This window comes from Microbulbifer sp. CnH-101-G, assembly GCF_052466775.1.
In genome coordinates, this window is sequence record NZ_CP174292.1 from 2434546 (window position 1) to 2455181 (window position 20636).

The window sequence follows — 20636 nt, forward strand, 5'->3', positions numbered from 1 at the left end:
AGCGAGAGCCAAGTCCCCAGCCAATCCAGGGGAGCCAGTCAGCGACAAATATGCTTTTGTGCTGGACTTTGGCTTTGTTGACCTCCAATTACCCGAGAAGCAATTGAACCTGAGCATTTTGCTCTGCCGTGCTGCCCTTTTACTTGAGCTCCTCCAGTTTCCGTACTTCCTTAGCACATTTAACCCGATCAGGCCATATGCGCTCTATAGCCATTTTGTCGGTTTTAAAGAGTGCTGTTAGTGGGTTGATAGCGATTAGTATCTCCAAACTGTAGGGCGAGTGTGTTTGCCAGGTATCGATTCAAGGTCATCCAGGTGAAGGAATCGCCTTTTAAACGGCCCCTTCTGCTTTACCCCTGTACAGGTAAGTCCTTCCACCTGGGCGATTTGGATTAACCGTTAGGCCCTCCCGAATATCAACAGCCTGCCCGGTGATATGAGTTATAGTGGCATTCAGTCGGGCATTGTGTGCTGGGCAGCGGTAACTGGAATTGATGACCATCGGCTTTCCATAACGCCCCCTAACTTTAATCAGGCGGTTGAGCGTTTCATCTTTGGAATGGTTTTTACCACAGCAACGACAGGCCAGTTCCGACTCTGTGAAGTAGTCGATTTGGAATATGGGAGTCTCAAATTTCAGGTACAAAAAAACCGGCTGGGGGACTTAAGAAAAAATGAACAGTCGCTGCATGAAAACCAGAGCAGCTGCAGCCATAATAATCCTTGGTCACGAATACTATCAATGTATATAGCCTGTGAATGTATGTTGCTATGTTAATTTAAGCTCCAGCTTACCAAACTGGTATAAAAAAGCCTGCTTTGAGTGAGCTTCAGGGCATTTAGCTAAGGAACTGCGCACTTATCCCAGCATGGGGTTTTATGTGGTTCTGAGACAGAGAAAGTCAAGACTTTCCACCCCTCCTTATTGGCATAGCGCTGCATTAATTTTTCCGATTATTAGCCTGCCAGTTTAGGTTTATCACTTGACATGCTTAACGAAAACCCTGCCAATCTCTACAACATCATTTACTCAAAAAATGGTAAGGACCGCCCATTCGATAATTTTAGCGTCAATTATTAATTTGTTTTCTTTAAACGACACCCGTCAATGAAAGCATGAACAATGCATTAGAGGGTTCGAACTATAATTCGCTAAAATCCGTATCCGAATGTTCAATAGCCAACGAAAGCATTTTTCACTCAGACATAGTTCAACTCACAAAAAGAGTACAGTTTAAAGTAATAAAATCTAGCGTATCCATACAAGCAATTTTATCTGTTAATGGTAAATCAGCAACATTGATCACAGAAAAATCTCGGAGTAATCCAAGTTTTCTTAACGTAACCATCAGGGCAGCTAACGCGAACTACAACATGGTATTAGACCCCAAAAATTCTGAGTTCGTATTGTCAGGGTATCGCTCAAAACTTGGCGCTAAAGGTAAACTACTTATTATCACTATAACTGCAAAATGAAAGAAAATAACTGGCATAAATCTGAAAACTTAAACAAATCCAACTCATACTGGATTGCCAACTGGTTCACTGAAATGGCAGCAGGAATGATAATGCATACTATTGATTCAAGAATCAAACCAGAAAATGGAGAACCAGACTCTTATAATAAACAATTCATTGTACAGAAAACATAAGTATTAGCTGGATTAGTTCAGACGTGATCTGATAGTTACCGGCTTTTCAGGAGGTGCTTTGTCAGGTTAAGCCTGAACTACTACAGATGAGCAAATTTTAGTATGAAAAGTGCTATATCCATTTTATGGGGCAAGATCACTATTGAAGAAGGATAACCGGCATGGGATTTTTATAGATTTCTGATATAGAGGGGATCAACCTTATTCACCCCTCATTTTGAAAAAATCCTTAATCAATCTCAGAAGAATTACATGCTACCTTAGATCCAGCCTATGAAAAATGCCATTGTTTAAAGCACTTGTTGTCCCATTACCGGCCCAAATCTGAGTATGAGTAAGGAATGAAGTCGTGAAAGAGGTTACCAAACTCACTTCTCCGTTTTTATCAAAAACGCCTGAGGTTAGTACTGAAATATCCCAAATCGTACTATCGTAAAAAGAATGAGTAGTCGCAGAATTTATTCCATCCGCATTATAAATCTTAACGTCCCCACTCGACTCATGCCTAAATGCCGTAACCAAGGATGGCACCACCGAATTATTGTAACGATTAGCTTCCATATCACTAACAGCCCACTGGAAACTTGAGTAGAAATACCCATAATTAACAACGGAGCTTGTACCTTCACCTCGGTAGATCCTTGTCCCAAATGAAGACTTATAAGCCGTAATAACCTGATCTCTACCAACACCAGAAAAATCACCGGAAGTCATTGCAGTTACATCCCAGTTATTGAGACTGTAGAGACTACCTAAATTTAATATACTTCTAACCCCATCGCCTCGAAAAACCTTAGTTTCATCAGAGTTCACCTTCAAAGCAGTTACAACCTCTGAAACACCATCACCATCAAAATCACCAGAGGTCATCGCGGATACTTTCACTCGCTCACTCGAGTAAATGAGACCATAGTTCAGCAAGCTAGATTCACCATCTCCACGAAAAACAATCGTGTACTTAGAGCCGTCAAGCTCAAATGCAGTTATGACCTCATCCTTACCTCTTTCCGAAAAATTCCCAACAGCAAAATCGGTAACATTCAGGTAAGGCGATATGTAAAGGACGTCTTTTAGATACTTACCCTGCCCGCCTATTGCTCTTACAACCTTACTAAAAGTGCCATAATTAAAGGCAACCAGCAATTCATCTACCCCATCTCCATCAAAGTCGCCCGCGGCAGTAGCGACAACCTCCTCGCTATCAATCTGGGCCCCATGAAAGTATTTTTGCCCTTCATCAACAAAAGTACTTTCATCCCCGCTCCCAACCAGATTTGCTGTCAGATCGATATTTTCAGATGTTGTATATGGAAAGGTTACAATGTTATTTTCAACAACATTGTTATATGAGGCCTGCTCACCATTAACAGAATTGTGCCAGCTAGATAAAAATGCCCTCTGCCCAGCTCTATCTGCGTAATTATTATATATACGATTATCACTACTCCGATCTCTAACTCTGATCGGATCACCAGAAACCAAGTGAAAATAGTTGTCATAAACTTTATTGCCCACACTATCATGGGCGAGATAGACCCCATGAAGCAAGAAGTCCTGAGAAGATATATTTTCCGCCCTATAAAATACATTGTTATATATTGAATTATTATCTGAATTCACAAAATCGACTACGCCATACCCTTTGCAGTCACCAGGACAATTAGACACATCAAAAAGAGTCCCAATCTCTATAAAACGGTTATCATGTATATGGTTACACCCATTCCAAGTTGTTGATCTATTATCCCTCCCACCATTGAGAAGAATTGCATAGCTAGCGTAGTGACTTATGGTTAGACGGCTTATCTCTACATTAGTACACTCTCCAACTCCCACTTCCAGCCTAAAAAATACAGTATTCCCCTCCCCTTCAAAAACAGGCTTTTCATCACCGTAAGCAGTTAATTTCAACTTAAATTCACGCGATGTTTTAGTCCAAGAAATAGTCTCACCATAATAGACTCCCCCCCTAATGAAAACAGTAGTATCTCCGCCACTAAAATCGACTAGATAATGCACCCTACTCAAGGTTTTGACGGGCTCAGAAAGAGAAAGCCCTGAATTTTCATCATCCCCATCCGTCGCCATGTAAATAATCTTTGAAAAACCAATCAAAGGGAAACTAAAAAACACCCAAAAGACCGCAACCTGAAAAAGAATAAAAATTTTCACAATAGCACCCTAGTGTTATCTTTTACTTTACTAATACATACTTCCGTTTAGCTTAATTGATTTTTCTGCCAACAGTCTCACATCAAGAATGACAGCAACAAAGTTACACTCGAAATTAAACATCCACATTAGATACAAAATTAGATTTGACGCCGCTTTTAAGGAAGCAGCTAAAAATGGGCAAGTGCTCGACACAATTAAGGGTCAAGCAACCTATCTTGCCAACCCCAAATCCTACGACACTCTCGACCCCACTGCCCTTTATTACACCTTAGCAAATGCCGCTCCTGACGAAGATTAATTCGTCTCCCTGTTGCACCACACAAAGTAGAAGGCGGCATACCCAGCATGTCAGCGATTGGTATGCCACGAGAACAACAGTTACCCACCTACAAAACACTTGGAGCTGTCGCCTGCTGCCCCGATTTGCAATATGTAGAGTGAATTAAATTTATCTATGCCGTGAATAATACAAATTAATATAGTGAGAGATGTGTAATGGCATCAGCCTTAATATCTAGAAAATTTCTTAGCATACCTCGCTGACATAAAGTCGAAAGATTCACAGACTTAAACGCAGTAGCATTTATCGAATAATTAAAGAAAAAGGCTTTCCTCATCAGCGACAAATAGACCCAGGAGCCGTGAGCTGGGATAGCCAGGAGGTCGAGGCTTGGAAAAGATGAAAGGCTTGATGGCGCAACATAATGCTAGAAGGTAGCCAAGAAGACTTCTCATGCAGCCACAATTAGGTAGTTGCCCATCAAAAAATTAGGGGGCTAGGTGGGGGACTGAGAAATTCAGAAATAAAAAAGCCCTGAAAAATCAGGGCTTTCTTTAAGAAATATGGCGGTGAGGGAGGGATTCGAACCCTCGATGCCTTTCGACATACACACTTTCCAGGCGTGCTCCTTCGACCACTCGGACACCTCACCAAATTGTCACCCCGCTTGGGGCATCCCACTTCTCAGCGGAACTCTCTCGTTGGCTAAATCTTCAAGTAAATCAGAGAGATAGCTGCTGTCTCGTCGAGAGAGCGCGCACTTTACCCAAATGTTTCTCGATGTGCAAGCACTAATCTGCATTCCATTGTGAAAAAAATTCTTCTACCGGTAATTCCGGAGCCTGCCGAGGGGCTTTACCGGGGGTTCCGCAGTAGATAAATCCATCGATTCGCTCATTTTCAGCCAGGCCCAGGCCTTGAGCTACCAGTGGATCACTCGCCAGGGGCCCGGTTCGCCAATAGACGCCCACACCCTCTGCATAGGCGGCGGTGAGCATTGCCTGTACCGCCGCAGCGGTGGACATGTGCTGCTCCAAATGGGGGACCTTGGGATGATCTTGCAGGCGGGTTATGGCCACAATAATCAGGGGAGCGCGCAAGGGCATTGCCCGGGTGCGCTGACGCTGAGCTTCACTCAGGGACGCCCCACCTGACTGGTCGGCCGCTTTTAGGAAAATTTCCCCGAGACGTTCGCGCTCTTGCCCTTCCACTATAAGAAAACGCCAGGGGCGCAGGCAGGCGTGGTCTGCAGCACGTAATGCCGCGCGAAAGATATTTTGCCGCTGCTGATTATTAGGCGCGGGCTCGGTCAGCTTACCCGTTGATACTCGGTTGTGCAGGGCGCTCAGGGCATCCATCGTTCTCTCCGGTAATTGTCTGAGCGCTGAGTGTACCCTAACCCGTCCGTGCAGCGCATACGTACGAACTGCATAAAAACCAAGTACAGGCATCGGTTTTTTAGCAATCTGGCTTTTGTAGGAGTACACTTCGCCCAGTAAATCACTGCGCGACCACACGGGCCCATAGCTTTACGGGCCCGGCCTGTGGCCTGCGCGCAGTTTGTTTATTACTGCTTAACGGACAAAAAGATAACCACAAATGCAGGACCAGCTTGAGGGAAACAAGGGGCAAAGTATCAGCCCTCATTACTCGACCTATTTTCGCACCCTAATTCTTTTTGCGGCTGCCGGCACTCTGGCAACTGCGGTCGAGTGGTCGTCCCCCTGGCATCTGGACAAATTGCTCAATCTGGGCACCGCTGTCTTCCTGCTGATTTACTGCGCTTTTGCCCAGTTCCTGCTTTATAAGGCTCGCGATAAAAAGGCTTTCAAAACCCGCCGTACCCTGGCATTTGTCGATACTGTGCTAGTGGGCATTACCGTCGCACTAGCCAATTTCAGTATGCTGCCCTCTCTTTTGTTTATTACGATGGTGCAGCTCAATGCCCTTACCCAGGGCGGTGGCCGCCAGTGGTTTGAACACAATACGGGCCTTTTAGTTGGAGTGGTGCTGGGTTATTTGATGCACCGGCCAGCATTATTAATTAATGCCGATCTCACCATTAGCACCGTGAGCCTAATGGGCATCCTAATTTATCTCTGTGCCTATGCTTTTTTTACCCATCGCCAGATCGGTAAACTGAAGGAGGCCAACCAGTCTCTGGCAACAGAGCAACGTGTCAGTAAGATGCGCTCTTATAAGCTCTCCAAATACCTACCTCAACGCTTGTGGCGTTCGGTAACTACCGGCGATGAAGAGGCGCTGACCACTCAGCGAAAACTACTGACAGTGTTCTTCTCGGATATCAAAGATTTCAGCCAACTTACCGAGGAACTTGAGGCGGAGACTTTTACTCTCCTGCTCAACAACTATCTTTCGGAGATGGCCCGAATCGCAGGACAGTACGGTGGCACTATCGACAAATTTATTGGCGATGCAGTGATGGTGGTCTTTGGTGACGATGAAAGTAAGGGCCCGAAATCCGATGCGTTGCGCTGTGTGGCTATGGCCCTGGCGATGCGCAAGCGTGTGCGGGAAATGAAGCAGGAATGGTACAACAAGGGTATCTCACGTCCGTTGCAGGTGCGCATGGGCATCAACACGGGCTACTGCACCGTGGGTATCTTCGGTACAGCCAACTACCAGGCTTATACCGTTATGGGCACCCATGTAAACTTGGCTTCACGCCTGGAAGGTGCGGCACAGCCGGGGGAGATTCTGATCAGCCATGAAACCTGGGCAATGATCAAACACACCGTTATGTGCCGTGACAAAGGCCATATTACCGTGAAGGGAATTAGCACCCCGGTCAAAGTCTATCAAGTCACCGACTTGCGCAAGAATCTTGGTGGCCAGCAGAGCTACCTGGAGGAACATGCCCCCGGCTTTTCCATGCACTTGGACCTGGATAAAATCCGTAACTACGACAAGGTCAAGGTTCTGCAATCCCTGGAGAAAGCCACATCCAGCCTTAAGAGCAAAGTGATTATTTAAAAAAGCAATTCTCTCAATGCGTAAATTAAGCGGCAGCCTGACTCCGCCATCACATTGTCGTATGCATACGCATTGCCAGGTTCCCCATAATCCAGGCGGTACCCAGGACAATAATCAGTAAAATCAGCGTTGAAAAAAGGATCAGAGCCAGGTTATCCCGCCCTTCCTTTTGCGTGGTCACATTTAAGAAACATTTAAGCTGTACTATCAGCTGGGCCACTCCCAGCACCCCTACCAGCAATAGAACACTCTTGTATTCCTTACCCAGAGCCAGTACCGCCCAGAATGCAGCCAACGTAAACACAACTGACAGCACATACCCGGTCAGATAGGTGCGCAAATGTGCGGAAAAACCGGATTTTTCAGCCATAGACCCAGCCACCAAAATAAACCACTGAGAAAATCCCAATCCAAATCAAATCCAGGAAATGCCAAAACAGCGCCAATCGTAAAAAGCGCAACTTCACCAGATCAGTCATACCCACTGTTAGTACCTGTGCAATCATGACCAGCATCCACAGGCAGCCAAAGCTGACATGCAATCCATGCAAAGGCACTAAACCAAAGAAAGCCGAAAGATAGCCACTGCGCTGTGGTGTGCCCCCCTTTGCCGCCATCTCGGAGAAATCGAGTAACTCCAAGGTGAGAAAGCCGAGACCAAGTAACAAGGTCACCACCACCCAAAACAAAAAACTACCCTGGCTGCGCTGGTGCTTCATGGTAATGGTGGCGATCCCCACCGTCAGGCTGCTGGTAAGCAGCAACATGGTCTGCGCAAAGAGGCTGCCGAAATCAAACAGCTCCCTGGGGCCTGGTCCACCCGCAGTGGCACCGATCATGGTGATATAAATAGCAAAAACGACCCCGAAAAAAATCAGGTCGCTCATCATAAAAACCCAAAAACCAAAGATCACCATATCCGGGTCTTTGTGAACGGCTCCAGGGCTCTCTCTCAAACCCTTATTTAGCGCAGATGAGTTTCCATCCATTGGCAACTAATGCTCCAACTTTGCATAGCCATTGTTCTGCGGGGTGTTTTCCAGATCCCGGCCTACCGGTTCTGTGTTATTTACCAGCGCTAACCATCTCTCTGTATCCTGCTGTACCTGGCTTGCGGGAATAATTTGTTCACTATCCCAACGGAATGTAGAGGCAATAACCACAATGATGATGGCCAGTGCAGAAAGTAGGGCCAGCCACCACATATACCAAACCAGCGCAAACATCAGGATGCCGCTCAGCACACAGAGCAAAAATCCCAAGGGATTATTCTTGGGCATCTCAATATCCCGATAGACTTTTGGTGGCTGATAGGCACGCCCCTGCTCCTTGGCCTCGGTAAATTCATCCCTGTCCGTTACCCTGGGCAGCTCGGCAAAATTGTAAGAGGGCGCTGGGGCCGGAATCGACCACTCAAGAGACCGGCCATCCCATGGATCACCCACAGGAACACGGTTCTTTTTACGATCCCGCAAGCTGACCAGTAACTGCAATACCAGGCTAATCAATGCGCACAGCACCACCATGGCGCCAATGAAGGCCACCACCATATAGGGCTTGAAAGTCAGATCCATATAGCTGAAGGAGCGCCTTGGCATTCCCAATAAGCCGGCACCATAAAGGGGAAAGAAAGTCAGCATAAAACCGACTATCCACAAATACGCTGACCATTTCCCCAACCGCTCATCGAGGCGAAAACCAAATGCTTTGGGGAACCAGTAGTTATATCCAGCCAATACCCCAAACAATACCCCAGGAATCAGTACATTGTGGAAGTGCGCCACCAGGAATAAGGTGTTATGCACTTGGAAATCTACCGTGGGGTTTGCCAGGATCACCCCTGACAGGCCACCAATCACAAATAAAATCAAAAAGCCGATGGCATAAATCATCGGTGTGGTAAAACGAATCCGGCCCCGATACATGGTTGCCATCCAATCGTAGACCTTAACCCCGGTTGGAACCGCAATCAGCATGGTGGCAATACCAAACACAATATTGATCGTAGGACTCTGTCCCATGGTAAAGAAATGGTGGAGCCATACGGTAAAGCTCAACACGGCAATGCTCATGGTGGCAAATACCAGCGACTTGTAGCCATAAAGGCGCTTGGCAGAATAGGTGGAAAAAACCTCGGAAAAAATTCCGTATGCCGGCAACACCAGTAGATAGACCTCAGGATGACCAAACAACCAAAATAAATTGGCGTAGTTCATCATATTTCCGCCAAGGTCGTTGGTAAAAAAATGGAAGTCCAAATACCGATCCATACCGAGCATTAACGCGGCCACACTGAGCGGCGGCATGGCAAAAATCATTAGGATAGAGGAACAGAGTACTGTCCAGCAGAACATGGGCATACGAAAAAAATTCATGCCCGCAGCGCGACATTTGAGAATTGTAACGGTGAAGTTAATTCCCGTAAGGGTGGTACCAGCCCCGGAAAAGACAATAGCCCAGATCCAATAATCCGGCCCCACACCAGGGTTAAAATCCCCACCTGTATAGGGCGGATACGCAGACCAGCCACCGGTGGAGAATTTCCCCACCACCAGGGAAACCATCAGCAGCATCCCCGCTGAAACTGTCACCGCCAGGCTAATTTGGTTTAGCACCGGGAATGCCACATCGCGGGCGCCAATCTGCAGCGGCATCACTAAGTTGACCAGCCCCACCACAAAAGGCACAGCGACAAAAAATATCATTATCGTGCCATGGGTACTAAACAACTGTGCGAAGTGGTCTGCGTAGAGAAAGCCATCCGGTGCGGCGGCCTGCTGCGCTCTCATCACCATGCCTTCCAGCAGCCCTCTCGTCATCATCACCAGTGCGAACACTATGTACATGATGCCGATTTTTTTATGGTCCGTGCTGGTCAGCCATTCAGACCAGAGAGTGCCCCACACCTTGAACCAGGTCAGTAATGCGAGAGTAGCGATTGTCGCAAAAATAACGATAGCGCCAGCGGTGCTCCCTACCGCTGCACTTACCGAGAAATTGTTAATCAAGTCGCTGAAAACGATGGAGTCCCAGCTCAACTTTCCCAGCCAACCGTAATCGGTAATATTCATGGCTGCGCTCCCTCGGTTTTCTCTTCACCCTGACCAAACTTCACAGTACCGGGTTGCTCTTCCATGCTAAGAGGTTTACCAGAGTGGTATCGCATAACAATGCTCTGGAAGAGCTGAGGGTCGGAAAGGGTAAAGTAGAGGGCATTGCTCGGCATTTGCGGTGTCGCCAACTGCTTTTGCATCTCCTTACGAGTGCTTCTCATGGCCAGGCGCTTATAGGTCTGAGGATCCAGAGTAATGCCATCGGTACGAACCTGCGCCACCCAGGCCTGAAAGTCCTCTTCACTTTTAATCAATACATCAAATTTCTGTTCAGTAAATCCCTTACCGGTATATTGGGTATTTTCACCCTGGGTTTTTCCATTTTTCGTCGCGATAAAATTGAGCCTGGTGGTCATGCCTGGCATGACATAGATTTGCCCAGCCAATGCCGCAATCCAGAAAGACTGCATCACCGTATCGCTGGTGAGGATCATAGAAACCGGAGTGTGAACAGGAACAACCAGCTCACCCACTGTGGCAATTTTTAGCTCGGGATAAATAAACAACCATTTCCAATCCAACCCCACCACTTGCACCTTAACTGGCGGCACCACGCCCTCTATTTCCTTATAGGGGTCCAGCATGCTGGTAGCGCGCCAAAGCATAAAGGAGAGAATAAAGATCACCAGAAAGGGGACGCCCCACATAATCAGTTCCAACGGACCGTAGGATTCCCACTTGGGCGCATAAATACCTTTACCCTTTTTGCGTCGGTATTTAATCAGGATAACCGGCACTAAAACAAACACCGGCAATATCGCCACCATAGTGAGCGCCGTCGCCCAGAAAAAATGTGTTTTCTGTTCATGGGCAACAGGCCCCAGGGGCACTAAAAAGGTTTCGGTGGCATAACTGGAGTGAGGGAGCAGAAAAAATAGTAGGGAAAGGGAAAATATCAGACAGAAAGAGCGGTAACCAATATACCCCCACAGCTGTGTCCAATATTGCAATCGCCTGACAGGGGCCCCGGTATTCCAATCCATTGCAAAGCCTTCCGACCTTCGGATTCCGCAGGCACTCGCATCAGACTACCCGCTACAACAAATTCACCATACACAATGAAATATGCCAAGTGTTTACTACACACTGGTGTACAGCTCTTCTCACCAGAATAGCTGAATAAATAATGCTTTAACTTCACTCATCGAACAGCGGAAAGGAGTTAGTGGCGCTCATTTACATACGCAGAAGGTAGATGCGCCTAGAAAACGCCATCTTTCATCATTTCCTGAATAACCGTTTCCACATACTCCAAGGCATCCCCCTCCCTGGGACGGCGAATTTCACCCATTATATAGTTCGCCAGGAAACTCTCAGACTGCAGAGACCAGTACACTTCTTCAGTTGGCGCTAAATATAAGCGAGTTTCAACAATGGCCACTTGCGAATTTGGGACATTTCTGTTCAGGCGTTTAAAGCTAATCAGCTGCGTTACCAATAGCGTATCAAATTGATATTCGGTCAGGATATCAGCCAGTTCTCCCATGGTGGGCACCTTGCCATCCACTGAAAAATAACTCCATGAGAGAGCATTCACGCCGTACCGGCCCAACTGCTCAACCCATACATCTTCGACATGAAGCCCAACGATCGGCCGGGGGAATAGTGTATAGGCCAAAACCAAGGTGTTTCCCAAGGGGCGCGCAGTAATCAAGGGTGAATGCCAGGTATCGGTTACTATCGTTCGTGGTGAATTACAGGAGAGACAAAAACAACACAGCAAAATAACGCCCAGGTTCCTATTTACTACCCTCCCCGCTCGGCTAAAACGAGATGCGACTGGTGAACTGAGTTCGCCAGACCGAACCATAGGCTCCATCCCTGTCCTCCCGGGTTCCATAAAGGGCCTCAACGCCAAACAACCAATGCGGCGTCGGCGTCCAGGTCAGGTTAATACTGCTGTATTGAGTTTGTTTAAATGAGGAGCCCGGCTGAAAGTCCAGGTTGTCCTGCTGCACAAGTCCATAACTTGCCACGGAATACAGGCAGGGGCTCCACCAATGTTGGTAAGCCAGATACCAGCCCAGAGTTGGGATCGCTTCCAAGCGATTGTTGACAAAATCATAGGTCGCATCGAATGGCTCATCGTCCAAAAGCCCCCCATAACCATAACCATAACTCAATGAGTAGGAGGCAAAATCCGGCGCAAGCCTATCGGGCATATCGATAACACCGCTCAGATTGATACCCCAACCGGTATCCGAAACGGCTGACTGTGGGTCTCCACTACCACGCAAATCCCGCAGGATAAAACTGCCCTGAAAATTCACCCGATCCGTCTGGGAAATCACAGCAACAACGAAATCCGGCCAGCGTGAAACCTCCTCCGCATTCTGAAAAACCCGATCAGTAGGTGCATCCAGGGAAACCTGTAAGGTCAGCGTTTCATGAAAAGCGCGGCTCCAGCGCGCAACCGGGCGCATCAAAGCCAACAGTGAATTGGGCCCCTCATAATCCAGCGTATTTGGCGCGGCAGTTAAGTTACTGAAGGTGGACCAATCCAGACCTAGCCGTAAATCCCCGCCCAGTAAAATATCGTTCACTTGACCGTAAGCCTTGCGCAGACGTAGTAATGGCTCGCTAATACTGGGGTCTTGAAGGAAATCGACGGAAAGATCATTTTCGATCAAACGTCCACCCCAGGGGGTTCGTGTCTTAAGCACTAACCTCGATACCTGAACAGAGACATTGGTCTGGCCGTCTTCCCCCTCTGCCGCAGTTCGATCGCTGGTCACAATGGCGCTGGTAGTAAACTCTGCCGGGCTCACAATGGCGCCGGTATCGTAGTTTGCATCCAGCTCGGCAAAGCCGCTGATTTTTAGTCGCATGCGACTACCAAGCACAGGGATAGACCCCGGCCAATCCGTCGGAACACTGGAGATAATTTCTTCAATATCGGTTTGTTCAACCAGTTTTGGGTCCCCCCTGGCCCGTGGAGGCGGTAGAGAACCCGGAGGTATAGCTTTATGAATGGCTTCAATCTGATCCTGCAAGCCATCGAGCTCCACTTTTTCCACGGGCTCCACGGACACGCTATTTCCCCTGGGTAATGGAGCTGGCGGTGCTGGTGCAGTTGGGGGGCTCTGAGGAGGTCTTGCCCTGCGCAACTCTTCCACTTGTTGCCTGAGAGCTTCCAGGTCGGCTTTTTGCCGCTTAATTTGCGCTTCCTGCGCTTCAAGTTGACGTTGCTGCGCCTCAATCACCTTCATCAATTGATCGGCTTCGACATAGACTTGGGCACTGGCAGGCGAGGAGGAAATAAACTGGATAAAAACCACAAGCACAGCAGGCAGCGCAGGAGACTGTGTTTGGATTTCCATATCTAGGTCTCGACCCTATCTCCTGCAGTTCGAGGCTGCCATTCGCCAAATGGTGAAATACATGAATCCCGACTATTTCACTGTCACCGGTGCAACATTCCGGCATCAATAAGGGCTGCGAATATTCTTTCTAGGCCAGCTTCAACCGCTAGCGATATCTCAGTTGCTATCTGTTATAACAGTCCGTTTACTTTTGTGTCGGAACAATAAAAAGTGCATCACCATTGATGCAGCGGAACAGGCTCAGAAGGAAGCAACTTTCTATATATTTGCTTTCAACAAACCCCATCCAGAAAAGCTTAGTTCAAGAGGAGATAACGCCATTTACAGCAAAAGGCGCAAGGCAAGCACACCAAAAACCAGCGGCCCAATTTACTGCTAATGTTTTAGGCGATATTGGCCACCCAATTCCCTGCTCGGAATTCCTGTGGCCAATATCACCAGAGGTTTTGAGAATTTACTGGCGGGCGAAGCGCGGCGGTAGCGGCTTTTCAATGCGAGTGGAGCGTATGGGATTGATATCCAAGCCTCCCCGGCGGGTATAGCGGGCACAGACTGTTAGCTCGGAAAAGTCTGCAAGGTTTTGCAGATCGCAAAAAATCCGCTCCACACAGTGTTCATGGAAATCCTGGTGTTCACGGAAGGAAATAAAGTAAGCGAGTAGCGCCTCGCGCCGTAGCATCGGCCCCTTGTACTCCACCATCACCGTGGCCCAGTCCGGCTGGCCGGTAACCGGGCAATTGCTGCGCAGTAGATGGCTGTAGAGGGTTTCTGTAACCTCCACACCACTCTCATCCAGCGCCAGCAGTGCCGAATCCGGCTGGTACTGCTCTACGGCAATATCCAGCTGGTCGAGACAAAATCCTTGTGGCCTCTGCACATCCAGGGAGATATCTTCCACCTCCAGCAGAGTAACACTCACGGCAGTACCCACCGCTGCACTCAAATCCCGTAACAAGGTATCCTGCACCAGGCGCCAGGATTCAAAGCGGCTTTGGTTAAAGGAATTCAAATACAATTTAAAAGACTTGGACTCCACCATACAGGGGCTTTCCGCTGGAAAGCTGAAGCGCGCCACGGCTACCTGGGGCTTGCCTCTGGCGTTGAGCCAGGAGAGTTCAAAGCCCCACCACTCATCCTCTCCGAAAAATGGCAGGGCACCGACGGACAGCCCCAGCTGGCCTCGAGAGATAGAGCGCTGAATCGGGTGCAACAGCTCCGGGTTATAACTGGATTCGTAAACGGTCTCCCGGCCCAGCGGGAGGTTCTGCCAATCTTCTCTGCTCATACTTAACCTCAGTGCCTCAATCGCTTGCCGTGACTCATCAGGTAGAGTCCCCAGCTGGCGAGAAGTGCAATAAATACCAAGACCCCAACAAATGCCCAGGCCACATTGATATCGGAAACCCCCAATATTCCATAGCGAAAGGAATTCACCATATAGAGAATCGGGTTCAGTTTCGACAATCCCTGCCAAAAGGGTGACAACAGGTCAATGGAGTAAAAAACACCACCCAAATAGGTGAGCGGAGTCAAAACGAAAGTGGGAATTATCGATATGGCATCAAAGCTGTTGGCATAAATCGCGTTGATAAAGCCCGCCAGGGAAAACAATGTCGATGTGAGAAACACAATTGCGATGGTGACTCCCAGGTGTTCAACACTGAGGGAGGTAAAAAACATCGCTACTAAAGTGACAATCAGGCCTACGATCAAACCGCGCGCCACACCGCCCAGCACATAACCAGCCATTACCGCCCAGTTTGGTGTAGGTGACACCAACAGCTCCTCAACGCTGCGCTGAAACTTGGCACTATAAAAAGAGGACACCACATTGCCATAGGAGTTGGTAATCACCGACATCATAATCAGGCCCGGCACCACAAACTCCATATAAGGGTATCCACCCATTTCCCCGATACGACTGCCAATCAGAGAGCCGAAGATCACAAAGTACAATGTCATGGTGATCACCGGCGGCACCAGTGTCTGCGGCCAGATACGCATAAAACGGCGCACCTCCCGGCGCAAAATGGTGCTGAAGGATATCCAGGTCAACTTACCGCTCACGACTCCAACCCCTCTTCTTTTTCCTCGGACAACATGGAAATAAAAAGCTCCTCCAGGCGGTTGGCGCGGTTACGCATGCTGGTTACGGTAATCCCCTGGGCTTTGAGCTCGACAAAAGCCTCTGTCAGCGACTGCCCTTTCTCCACCGTAATCTCCAGGGAATGGCTGTCCAGCAGGCGGCATTCGAAGCCTGCAAGTTCCGGCGTCTTACTAAGCAGCTCACTACTGTCGAGAATAAATGTCTCGCGGTTCAGGGTTTTCAACAGGGATTTGATCGAGGTATTCTCAACAATAACGCCCTTATCAATGATGGCGATATTACGACATAGGCTCTCCGCCTCTTCCAGGTAATGGGTGGTGAGAATAATCGTGGTACCCCGAGCGTTAATTTCTTCCAGAAAGGCCCACATGGAGCGGCGCAGCTCGATATCCACGCCGGCAGTGGGTTCATCCAGAATCAACAGCTTCGGCTCGTGAATCAGTGCCCGTGCGATCATCAGGCGTCGTTTCATTCCCCCAGACAACATCCGCGCCTGGGTATTTCGCTTGTCCCAAAGCCCCAGTTGCTTCAGGTACTGCTCTGTACGCTCCTCCGCCAACTTGCGCGGCATCCCATAGAAACCGCCCTGGGTGGCGACAATATCGAAGACCTTTTCAAACTGGCTGAAATTGAATTCCTGCGGTACTACCCCCAGCAGGCGCTTGGCAGCGGCAAAATCACTATCGATATCGACACCAAAAATTGACACGCTGCCGGCAGTTTTGCGCACCAGCGAGCAGATAATGCCAATAGTGGTGGATTTGCCCGCACCGTTTGGCCCCAGCAGGGCAAAGAAATCCCCGGGCTGTACTTCAAAGCTGATCCCTTTCAGGGCCTGGAAGCCGCCATCGTAGGTTTTTTGCAGATCATGAATAGATAGTGCGGCAGTCATTGCGAATTCCTATCACTGAATGCGCCATTCAACGCACTTACCCGAATAATTTCAACCGGTGGAAACATCGGGGAAGTCCCTAGCCGCGGAGGGCGGAATTCCAGGCGCACAGTCGCTCCCCGGCAATACCAGTGCAAGTAATAAACTTAGAAGCAATATATCGGAAAATAAAAAAGCCGCTCGATTGAGCGGCTTTTTTATCTTGGAGCGGGAAACCGGGTTCGAACCGGCGACCTCAACCTTGGCAAGGTTGCGCTCTACCAACTGAGCTATTCCCGCATTTTGCGTTGGCCCGGCAGCATTGCTGCCGGGCCGTATTGGCATCCCCAAGGGGAGTCGAACCCCTGTTACCGCCGTGAAAGGGCGGTGTCCTAGGCCTCTAGACGATGGGGACAGAAACTTTGCACTACAACCACTTCGGTCCCGTGCTGCCACGCTGTCCATGGCATTGCCACCTCGCGGTGACTTCACCTTTGAATAGGGCCAAAGATCTATTCAAAAGCAAAATTGGAGCGGGAAACCGGGTTCGAACCGGCGACCTCAACCTTGGCAAGGTTGCGCTCTACCAACTGAGCTATTCCCGCAATTTGACCCGGTAGCATTGCTACCGGGTCGTATTGGCATCCCCAAGGGGAGTCGAACCCCTGTTACCGCCGTGAAAGGGCGGTGTCCTAGGCCTCTAGACGATGGGGACAGAAACTTGCACTGCGGCCTTATGGTCCGGTGCTGCCATGCTGTCCATGGCAATGTCACTGATTTCTCGGTGACGTGCTTTGTGAGCTGACTAGAGATCATCTCGCAAAGCGGAAACTTGGAGCGGGAAACCGGGTTCGAACCGGCGACCTCAACCTTGGCAAGGTTGCGCTCTACCAACTGAGCTATTCCCGCGTGGCATCCCCAAGGGGAGTCGAACCCCTGTTACCGCCGTGAAAGGGCGGTGTCCTAGGCCTCTAGACGATGGGGACCCAGAAACCTTCTGTCGTTTCGCTGCGTTTTTAAGTGTAGCTCTGCGTCAGAAGTGGGGCGCATTCTATGTACCGTTCGGGATGCTGTCAACACCCGAAATGAAATTTTTTTCTTTTATTGTCAGACACTTACCTAACCCCACCGTTTGCGGAAGGATAATTTAAGTGTCAGAAGCCCCACCGTAGCGCACACTGAGTACGCGCAGGTGCAACTCTTCGATAAATTCACGGATACGCTTTGCATTGGCGCCCAGGTCACTCACCCCTACACGGGAGCTGGAACGCACATCCACTCTTGAGCCCCCATCGTCTTCCGGCCGCACTCTCACCACTATGTCATCGGTAAAGCCTAACAGCAGGGTCCGGTCGGTTGCCTCTAGGTGCCCTTTCTCAGGCTCGTAAGAGACAATCTTCCAACCCAGTTTCTTTGCCACCTCCGCCGCCAGCTCGGTGGTACTGGCTACGGACATATGTACATGCAATGGATAGATGTCGGAGTAGATATCGGTCTCACGCTGCAGTTTTGCCACAGGCTCTCCAGCATACTCGGCACTATTGTCGCTGGCCTTTCGAAGAGACAGGACCGCCTGATACTTTGGAGGGTTGCGGGTATCGGTAGTGATATCGTGGATTTTGGGCACGTTGAAGTTGTCTTTACCCACAGTGATCAAGGGTACTGCCACCGGTAGCAGTCCTAGCAGGGCCGCCCAGAGGGCGTTGCTGCGCACCTGTGGCCTGTGGTTGCGCGAACCCCAAACAAATACGAGCAGGCTGGCCAGAGCGATGGCGAGGGCCGCCCCTCCGGCATAGGTAAATACCTTGAAAACCACACCGAAGCGCAACAGCCCAAACCTCAGCGCCAAACCAGCGAGCACGATAATCCCAAGTAGCGCCCACTGTATCCATAACAACCAGCGACTCCAGTGCACCCTGCTCATTTGCCCTCTCCTCCCTCTTCCCCGCCGGGCTCCTGATCTAATTTCACCGACAGGGAGTTCACGCAGTAGCGCAGACCGGTTTCGGTGGGACCATCATCGAACACATGCCCCAGGTGACTGTCGCACTGACTGCAGCGAATCTCGACACGCTCCATGCCAAAACTACTATCGGCCAGCTCCCGAATAACTCCCACAGTGAACTCCGCATCGAAGCTGGGCCAGCCACAGTGACTCTGAAATTTTGCCTCGGATTCAAACAAAACCTCGCCACAGCAGCGACAGCGGTAGACACCGTCGTCAAAAACATCCCAATATTCGCCACTAAACGGAGCTTCTGTCCCACCCTTGCGACAGACCTCAAACTCCTCATCTGTCAGCTGATCACGCCAGTAGTTATCGTCTTTTGGTTTTGCCATACTCTCTCGTTCCGTTTTAACCGTTCCCGCAGGAGCGGCAGTCGCCGCCAGTGAACGTCCCGCCTGTCGCGCAGCTCGCTCGCGGTCCAGGCTGCTCCTGCCAAGTTACAGGGCTGCCGCACCATCATGAAGGACATCCATAAATCTGAAAAACTGCACGGCGTCTGCTATGAGATTCGCGGCCCGGTGATGGAGCAGGCCCATCGCATGGAGGAAGAAGGGCACCGTATCCTCAAGCTAAATATCGGCAACCCCGCGCCCTTCGGCTTTAATGCACCGGATGAAATCATCCAGGATGTCATCCACAACCTCTCCCAGGCACAGGGCTATGTGGAATCCAAGGGATTGTTCGCCGCACGCAAAGCCATTATGCAGGAGTGCCAGACCCTGGGTATCCAGGACGTAGAAATTGACGACATTTATCTGGGAAACGGCGTCTCCGAGCTGATTTCCATGGCCACCCAGGCACTGCTCAACAATGGCGATGAGCTATTGCTGCCCATGCCCAATTACCCACTTTGGATGGCCGCCACTAATCTCGCCGGAGCCAATCCGGTACTCTACCGCTGCGACGAGGAGTCTGACTGGCTACCCGACATTGAGGATATCAAGGCAAAAATCACACCCCGTACCCGCGGTATTGTCGTGATCAACCCCAACAATCCAACCGGGGCTATTTATCCAAAGGCCCTGTTAGAAGAAATTGTAGAGGTGGCGCGCAGTCATCACCTGGTGATTTTTGCCGATGAAATTTATAGCAAAATCCTCTACGACGACGCGGAGTTCACTCCCATGGCCAAATTGGCACCGGATGTGCTCTGCCTCAGCTTTAATGGGCTGTCCAAGTCTTATCGCCTGGCAGGCTTCCGCTCCGGCTGGATGATTATCAGCGGCATCAAACATCGCGCAAAAGGATTTATCGAAGGCATGGATATGCTTGCCTCCATGCGCCTGTGCGGCAACGTGCCAGCCATGTTTGCGGTGCAAACGGCACTGGGAGGTTATCAGAGCATTAATGACCTGGTACTACCCGGCGGCCGCTTGCGCCAGCAGCGAGACCTGGCCCACCGCATGCTCAACGACATCCCCGGTGTCAGCTGTGTCAAACCCAGTGGTGCCATTTACCTGTTTCCCAAGTTGCATTTGGACCACCATAAAATCGAGAATGACGAGCAACTGGTATTGGAATTCCTGCGCCAGGAGAAAATCCTCTTGGTACAGGGCAGCGCTTTCCATTGGGACGCACCCGACCACCTGCGCATTGTCTTTCTGCCCCGCGCCGACGACCTCTCCCACGCGATTGAACGACTGGGTTACTTTTTGGAGCGATATACCCGCTGATGTTGGACGATTTACATATCCACGATTTTTACCGCGATGCCGGCAGGATTTTACTGGCACTGTTTGGCCAGTTCCCCCTGCCCTCCACCCTTTACGTGGAGGACATTGCCGGACCAGATACCCCGGACGAATTCGGCCTGCACTCGCCCCGGCATCTGGCCTGCCTGGGGGCTATCAGCTGGTTAAAACAGAGTGGCTACATTCACTTCTCCCAGCTGGTGCGCCAGGAAGCTGCGGAGGAAGTGGTACTGAGCCACCGGGGATTTTTGCTGTTAATCAACAAGGAAGAAAATTCTGGCCAGAGCAACGCGCAGCTGCTCAACAGCGCCGTGCGCGATGGTTCCTCTGCAAAGTTACAGGCGCTGGTGGAGCGCCTGATGCGAGAGTTTGCAGAACTGTAATTTAGGCGGCCGAGGCCGCAGTCGCTAGGGGCTGGTTTA

General features: G+C 49.7%; 18 protein-coding genes and 7 tRNA genes. 4 read left to right on the top strand and 21 right to left on the bottom strand.

Annotated elements, in window-relative coordinates:
- Positions 1–331 precede the first annotated feature (331 nt).
- Both ACJJID_RS10595 and ACJJID_RS10600 read right to left on the bottom strand, forming a co-directional pair.
- Positions 332–646, bottom strand: a complete 315-nt coding sequence (locus tag ACJJID_RS10595) for a D-Ala-D-Ala carboxypeptidase family metallohydrolase (RefSeq protein WP_444919461.1) — start codon at positions 644–646, stop codon at positions 332–334.
- A gap of 1261 nt (positions 647–1907) precedes the next feature.
- A complete protein-coding gene (locus ACJJID_RS10600) occupies positions 1908–3824 on the bottom strand; it encodes a right-handed parallel beta-helix repeat-containing protein (protein ID WP_444919462.1) in 1917 nt (638 codons plus the stop codon).
- 560 nt (positions 3825–4384) lie between these two features.
- On the opposite strand from ACJJID_RS10600, the gene ACJJID_RS10605 reads away from it, so the two are divergent.
- Positions 4385–4510 (top strand): AlpA family phage regulatory protein, encoded by a 126-nt coding sequence (locus ACJJID_RS10605; RefSeq protein ID WP_444922626.1) that lies wholly within the window; start codon positions 4385–4387, stop codon positions 4508–4510.
- Positions 4511–4671: 161 nt separating this feature from the next.
- On the opposite strand, the gene ACJJID_RS10610 is transcribed toward ACJJID_RS10605, so the two are convergent.
- Positions 4672–4759 (bottom strand) — tRNA-Ser (locus tag ACJJID_RS10610).
- A 139-nt stretch (positions 4760–4898) separates the two neighbouring features.
- A complete protein-coding gene (locus tag ACJJID_RS10615; RefSeq protein WP_444919463.1) occupies positions 4899–5465 on the bottom strand; it encodes a nitroreductase family protein in 567 nt (188 codons plus the stop codon).
- 241 nt (positions 5466–5706) lie between these two features.
- Here ACJJID_RS10615 and ACJJID_RS10620 point away from each other — a divergent pair, with 241 nt between their 5' ends.
- Entirely contained in the window at positions 5707–7101 is a 1395-nt protein-coding gene (locus tag ACJJID_RS10620; RefSeq protein ID WP_444919464.1) for an adenylate/guanylate cyclase domain-containing protein, read from the top strand.
- Positions 7102–7150: 49 nt separating this feature from the next.
- Here the strand turns inward: ACJJID_RS10620 and cyoD are convergent, their stop codons facing one another.
- From cyoD to msrB, 17 genes are all read right to left on the bottom strand, one after another.
- Complete coding sequence (gene cyoD, locus ACJJID_RS10625) at positions 7151–7471, bottom strand: cytochrome o ubiquinol oxidase subunit IV (protein ID WP_444919465.1); 321 nt, start codon at positions 7469–7471, stop codon at positions 7151–7153.
- The gene (locus ACJJID_RS10630) at positions 7464–8090 is read right to left on the bottom strand and encodes a cytochrome c oxidase subunit 3 (protein WP_444919466.1); all 627 of its coding nucleotides are present in this window, start codon (positions 8088–8090) and stop codon (positions 7464–7466) included. The genes cyoD and ACJJID_RS10630 overlap by 8 nt, the downstream gene beginning before the upstream one ends.
- Positions 8091–8096: 6 nt before the next feature.
- Positions 8097–10172, bottom strand: coding sequence for a cbb3-type cytochrome c oxidase subunit I (locus ACJJID_RS10635; RefSeq protein WP_444919467.1), 2076 nt, complete (start codon positions 10170–10172; stop codon positions 8097–8099).
- A complete protein-coding gene (locus tag ACJJID_RS10640; protein ID WP_444919468.1) occupies positions 10169–11197 on the bottom strand; it encodes a ubiquinol oxidase subunit II in 1029 nt (342 codons plus the stop codon). The genes ACJJID_RS10635 and ACJJID_RS10640 overlap by 4 nt, the downstream gene beginning before the upstream one ends.
- A 218-nt stretch (positions 11198–11415) precedes the next feature.
- Positions 11416–11832: a hypothetical protein gene (locus tag ACJJID_RS10645; RefSeq protein WP_444919469.1), complete on the bottom strand. Its 417-nt coding sequence runs from the start codon at positions 11830–11832 to the stop codon at positions 11416–11418.
- Between the two features lie 145 nt (positions 11833–11977).
- A complete protein-coding gene (locus ACJJID_RS10650; RefSeq protein WP_444919470.1) occupies positions 11978–13534 on the bottom strand; it encodes a DcaP family trimeric outer membrane transporter in 1557 nt (518 codons plus the stop codon).
- Positions 13535–13991: 457 nt separating this feature from the next.
- Positions 13992–14822 (bottom strand): NADPH-dependent 7-cyano-7-deazaguanine reductase QueF, encoded by an 831-nt coding sequence (queF, locus tag ACJJID_RS10655; RefSeq protein WP_444919471.1) that lies wholly within the window; start codon positions 14820–14822, stop codon positions 13992–13994.
- 8 nt (positions 14823–14830) lie between these two features.
- Positions 14831–15604 (bottom strand): ABC transporter permease, encoded by a 774-nt coding sequence (locus tag ACJJID_RS10660; protein ID WP_444919472.1) that lies wholly within the window; start codon positions 15602–15604, stop codon positions 14831–14833.
- A complete protein-coding gene (locus tag ACJJID_RS10665; RefSeq protein WP_152454217.1) occupies positions 15601–16536 on the bottom strand; it encodes an ABC transporter ATP-binding protein in 936 nt (311 codons plus the stop codon). Before ACJJID_RS10665 ends, ACJJID_RS10660 begins: the two co-directional genes overlap by 4 nt.
- Before the next feature lie 203 nt (positions 16537–16739).
- Positions 16740–16815 (bottom strand) — tRNA-Gly (locus ACJJID_RS10670).
- 39 nt (positions 16816–16854) lie between these two features.
- A tRNA-Glu gene (locus ACJJID_RS10675) sits at positions 16855–16930 on the bottom strand.
- 114 nt (positions 16931–17044) lie between these two features.
- Positions 17045–17120: transfer RNA gene (locus ACJJID_RS10680), tRNA-Gly, on the bottom strand.
- A 34-nt stretch (positions 17121–17154) separates the two neighbouring features.
- Positions 17155–17230, bottom strand: a tRNA-Glu gene (locus ACJJID_RS10685).
- Between the two features lie 118 nt (positions 17231–17348).
- A tRNA-Gly gene (locus ACJJID_RS10690) sits at positions 17349–17424 on the bottom strand.
- A gap of 1 nt (position 17425) precedes the next feature.
- Positions 17426–17501 (bottom strand) — tRNA-Glu (locus ACJJID_RS10695).
- A gap of 161 nt (positions 17502–17662) precedes the next feature.
- The gene (locus ACJJID_RS10700) at positions 17663–18439 is read right to left on the bottom strand and encodes a DUF1499 domain-containing protein (protein ID WP_444919473.1); all 777 of its coding nucleotides are present in this window, start codon (positions 18437–18439) and stop codon (positions 17663–17665) included.
- Positions 18436–18855: a peptide-methionine (R)-S-oxide reductase MsrB gene (msrB, locus tag ACJJID_RS10705; RefSeq protein ID WP_444919474.1), complete on the bottom strand. Its 420-nt coding sequence runs from the start codon at positions 18853–18855 to the stop codon at positions 18436–18438. Before msrB ends, ACJJID_RS10700 begins: the two co-directional genes overlap by 4 nt.
- A gap of 126 nt (positions 18856–18981) precedes the next feature.
- Here msrB and ACJJID_RS10710 point away from each other — a divergent pair, with 126 nt between their 5' ends.
- Positions 18982–20196: a pyridoxal phosphate-dependent aminotransferase gene (locus tag ACJJID_RS10710; protein WP_444919475.1), complete on the top strand. Its 1215-nt coding sequence runs from the start codon at positions 18982–18984 to the stop codon at positions 20194–20196.
- The gene (locus ACJJID_RS10715) at positions 20196–20597 is read left to right on the top strand and encodes a hypothetical protein (RefSeq protein ID WP_444919476.1); all 402 of its coding nucleotides are present in this window, start codon (positions 20196–20198) and stop codon (positions 20595–20597) included. Before ACJJID_RS10710 ends, ACJJID_RS10715 begins: the two co-directional genes overlap by 1 nt.
- Positions 20598–20636: the final 39 nt, after the last annotated feature.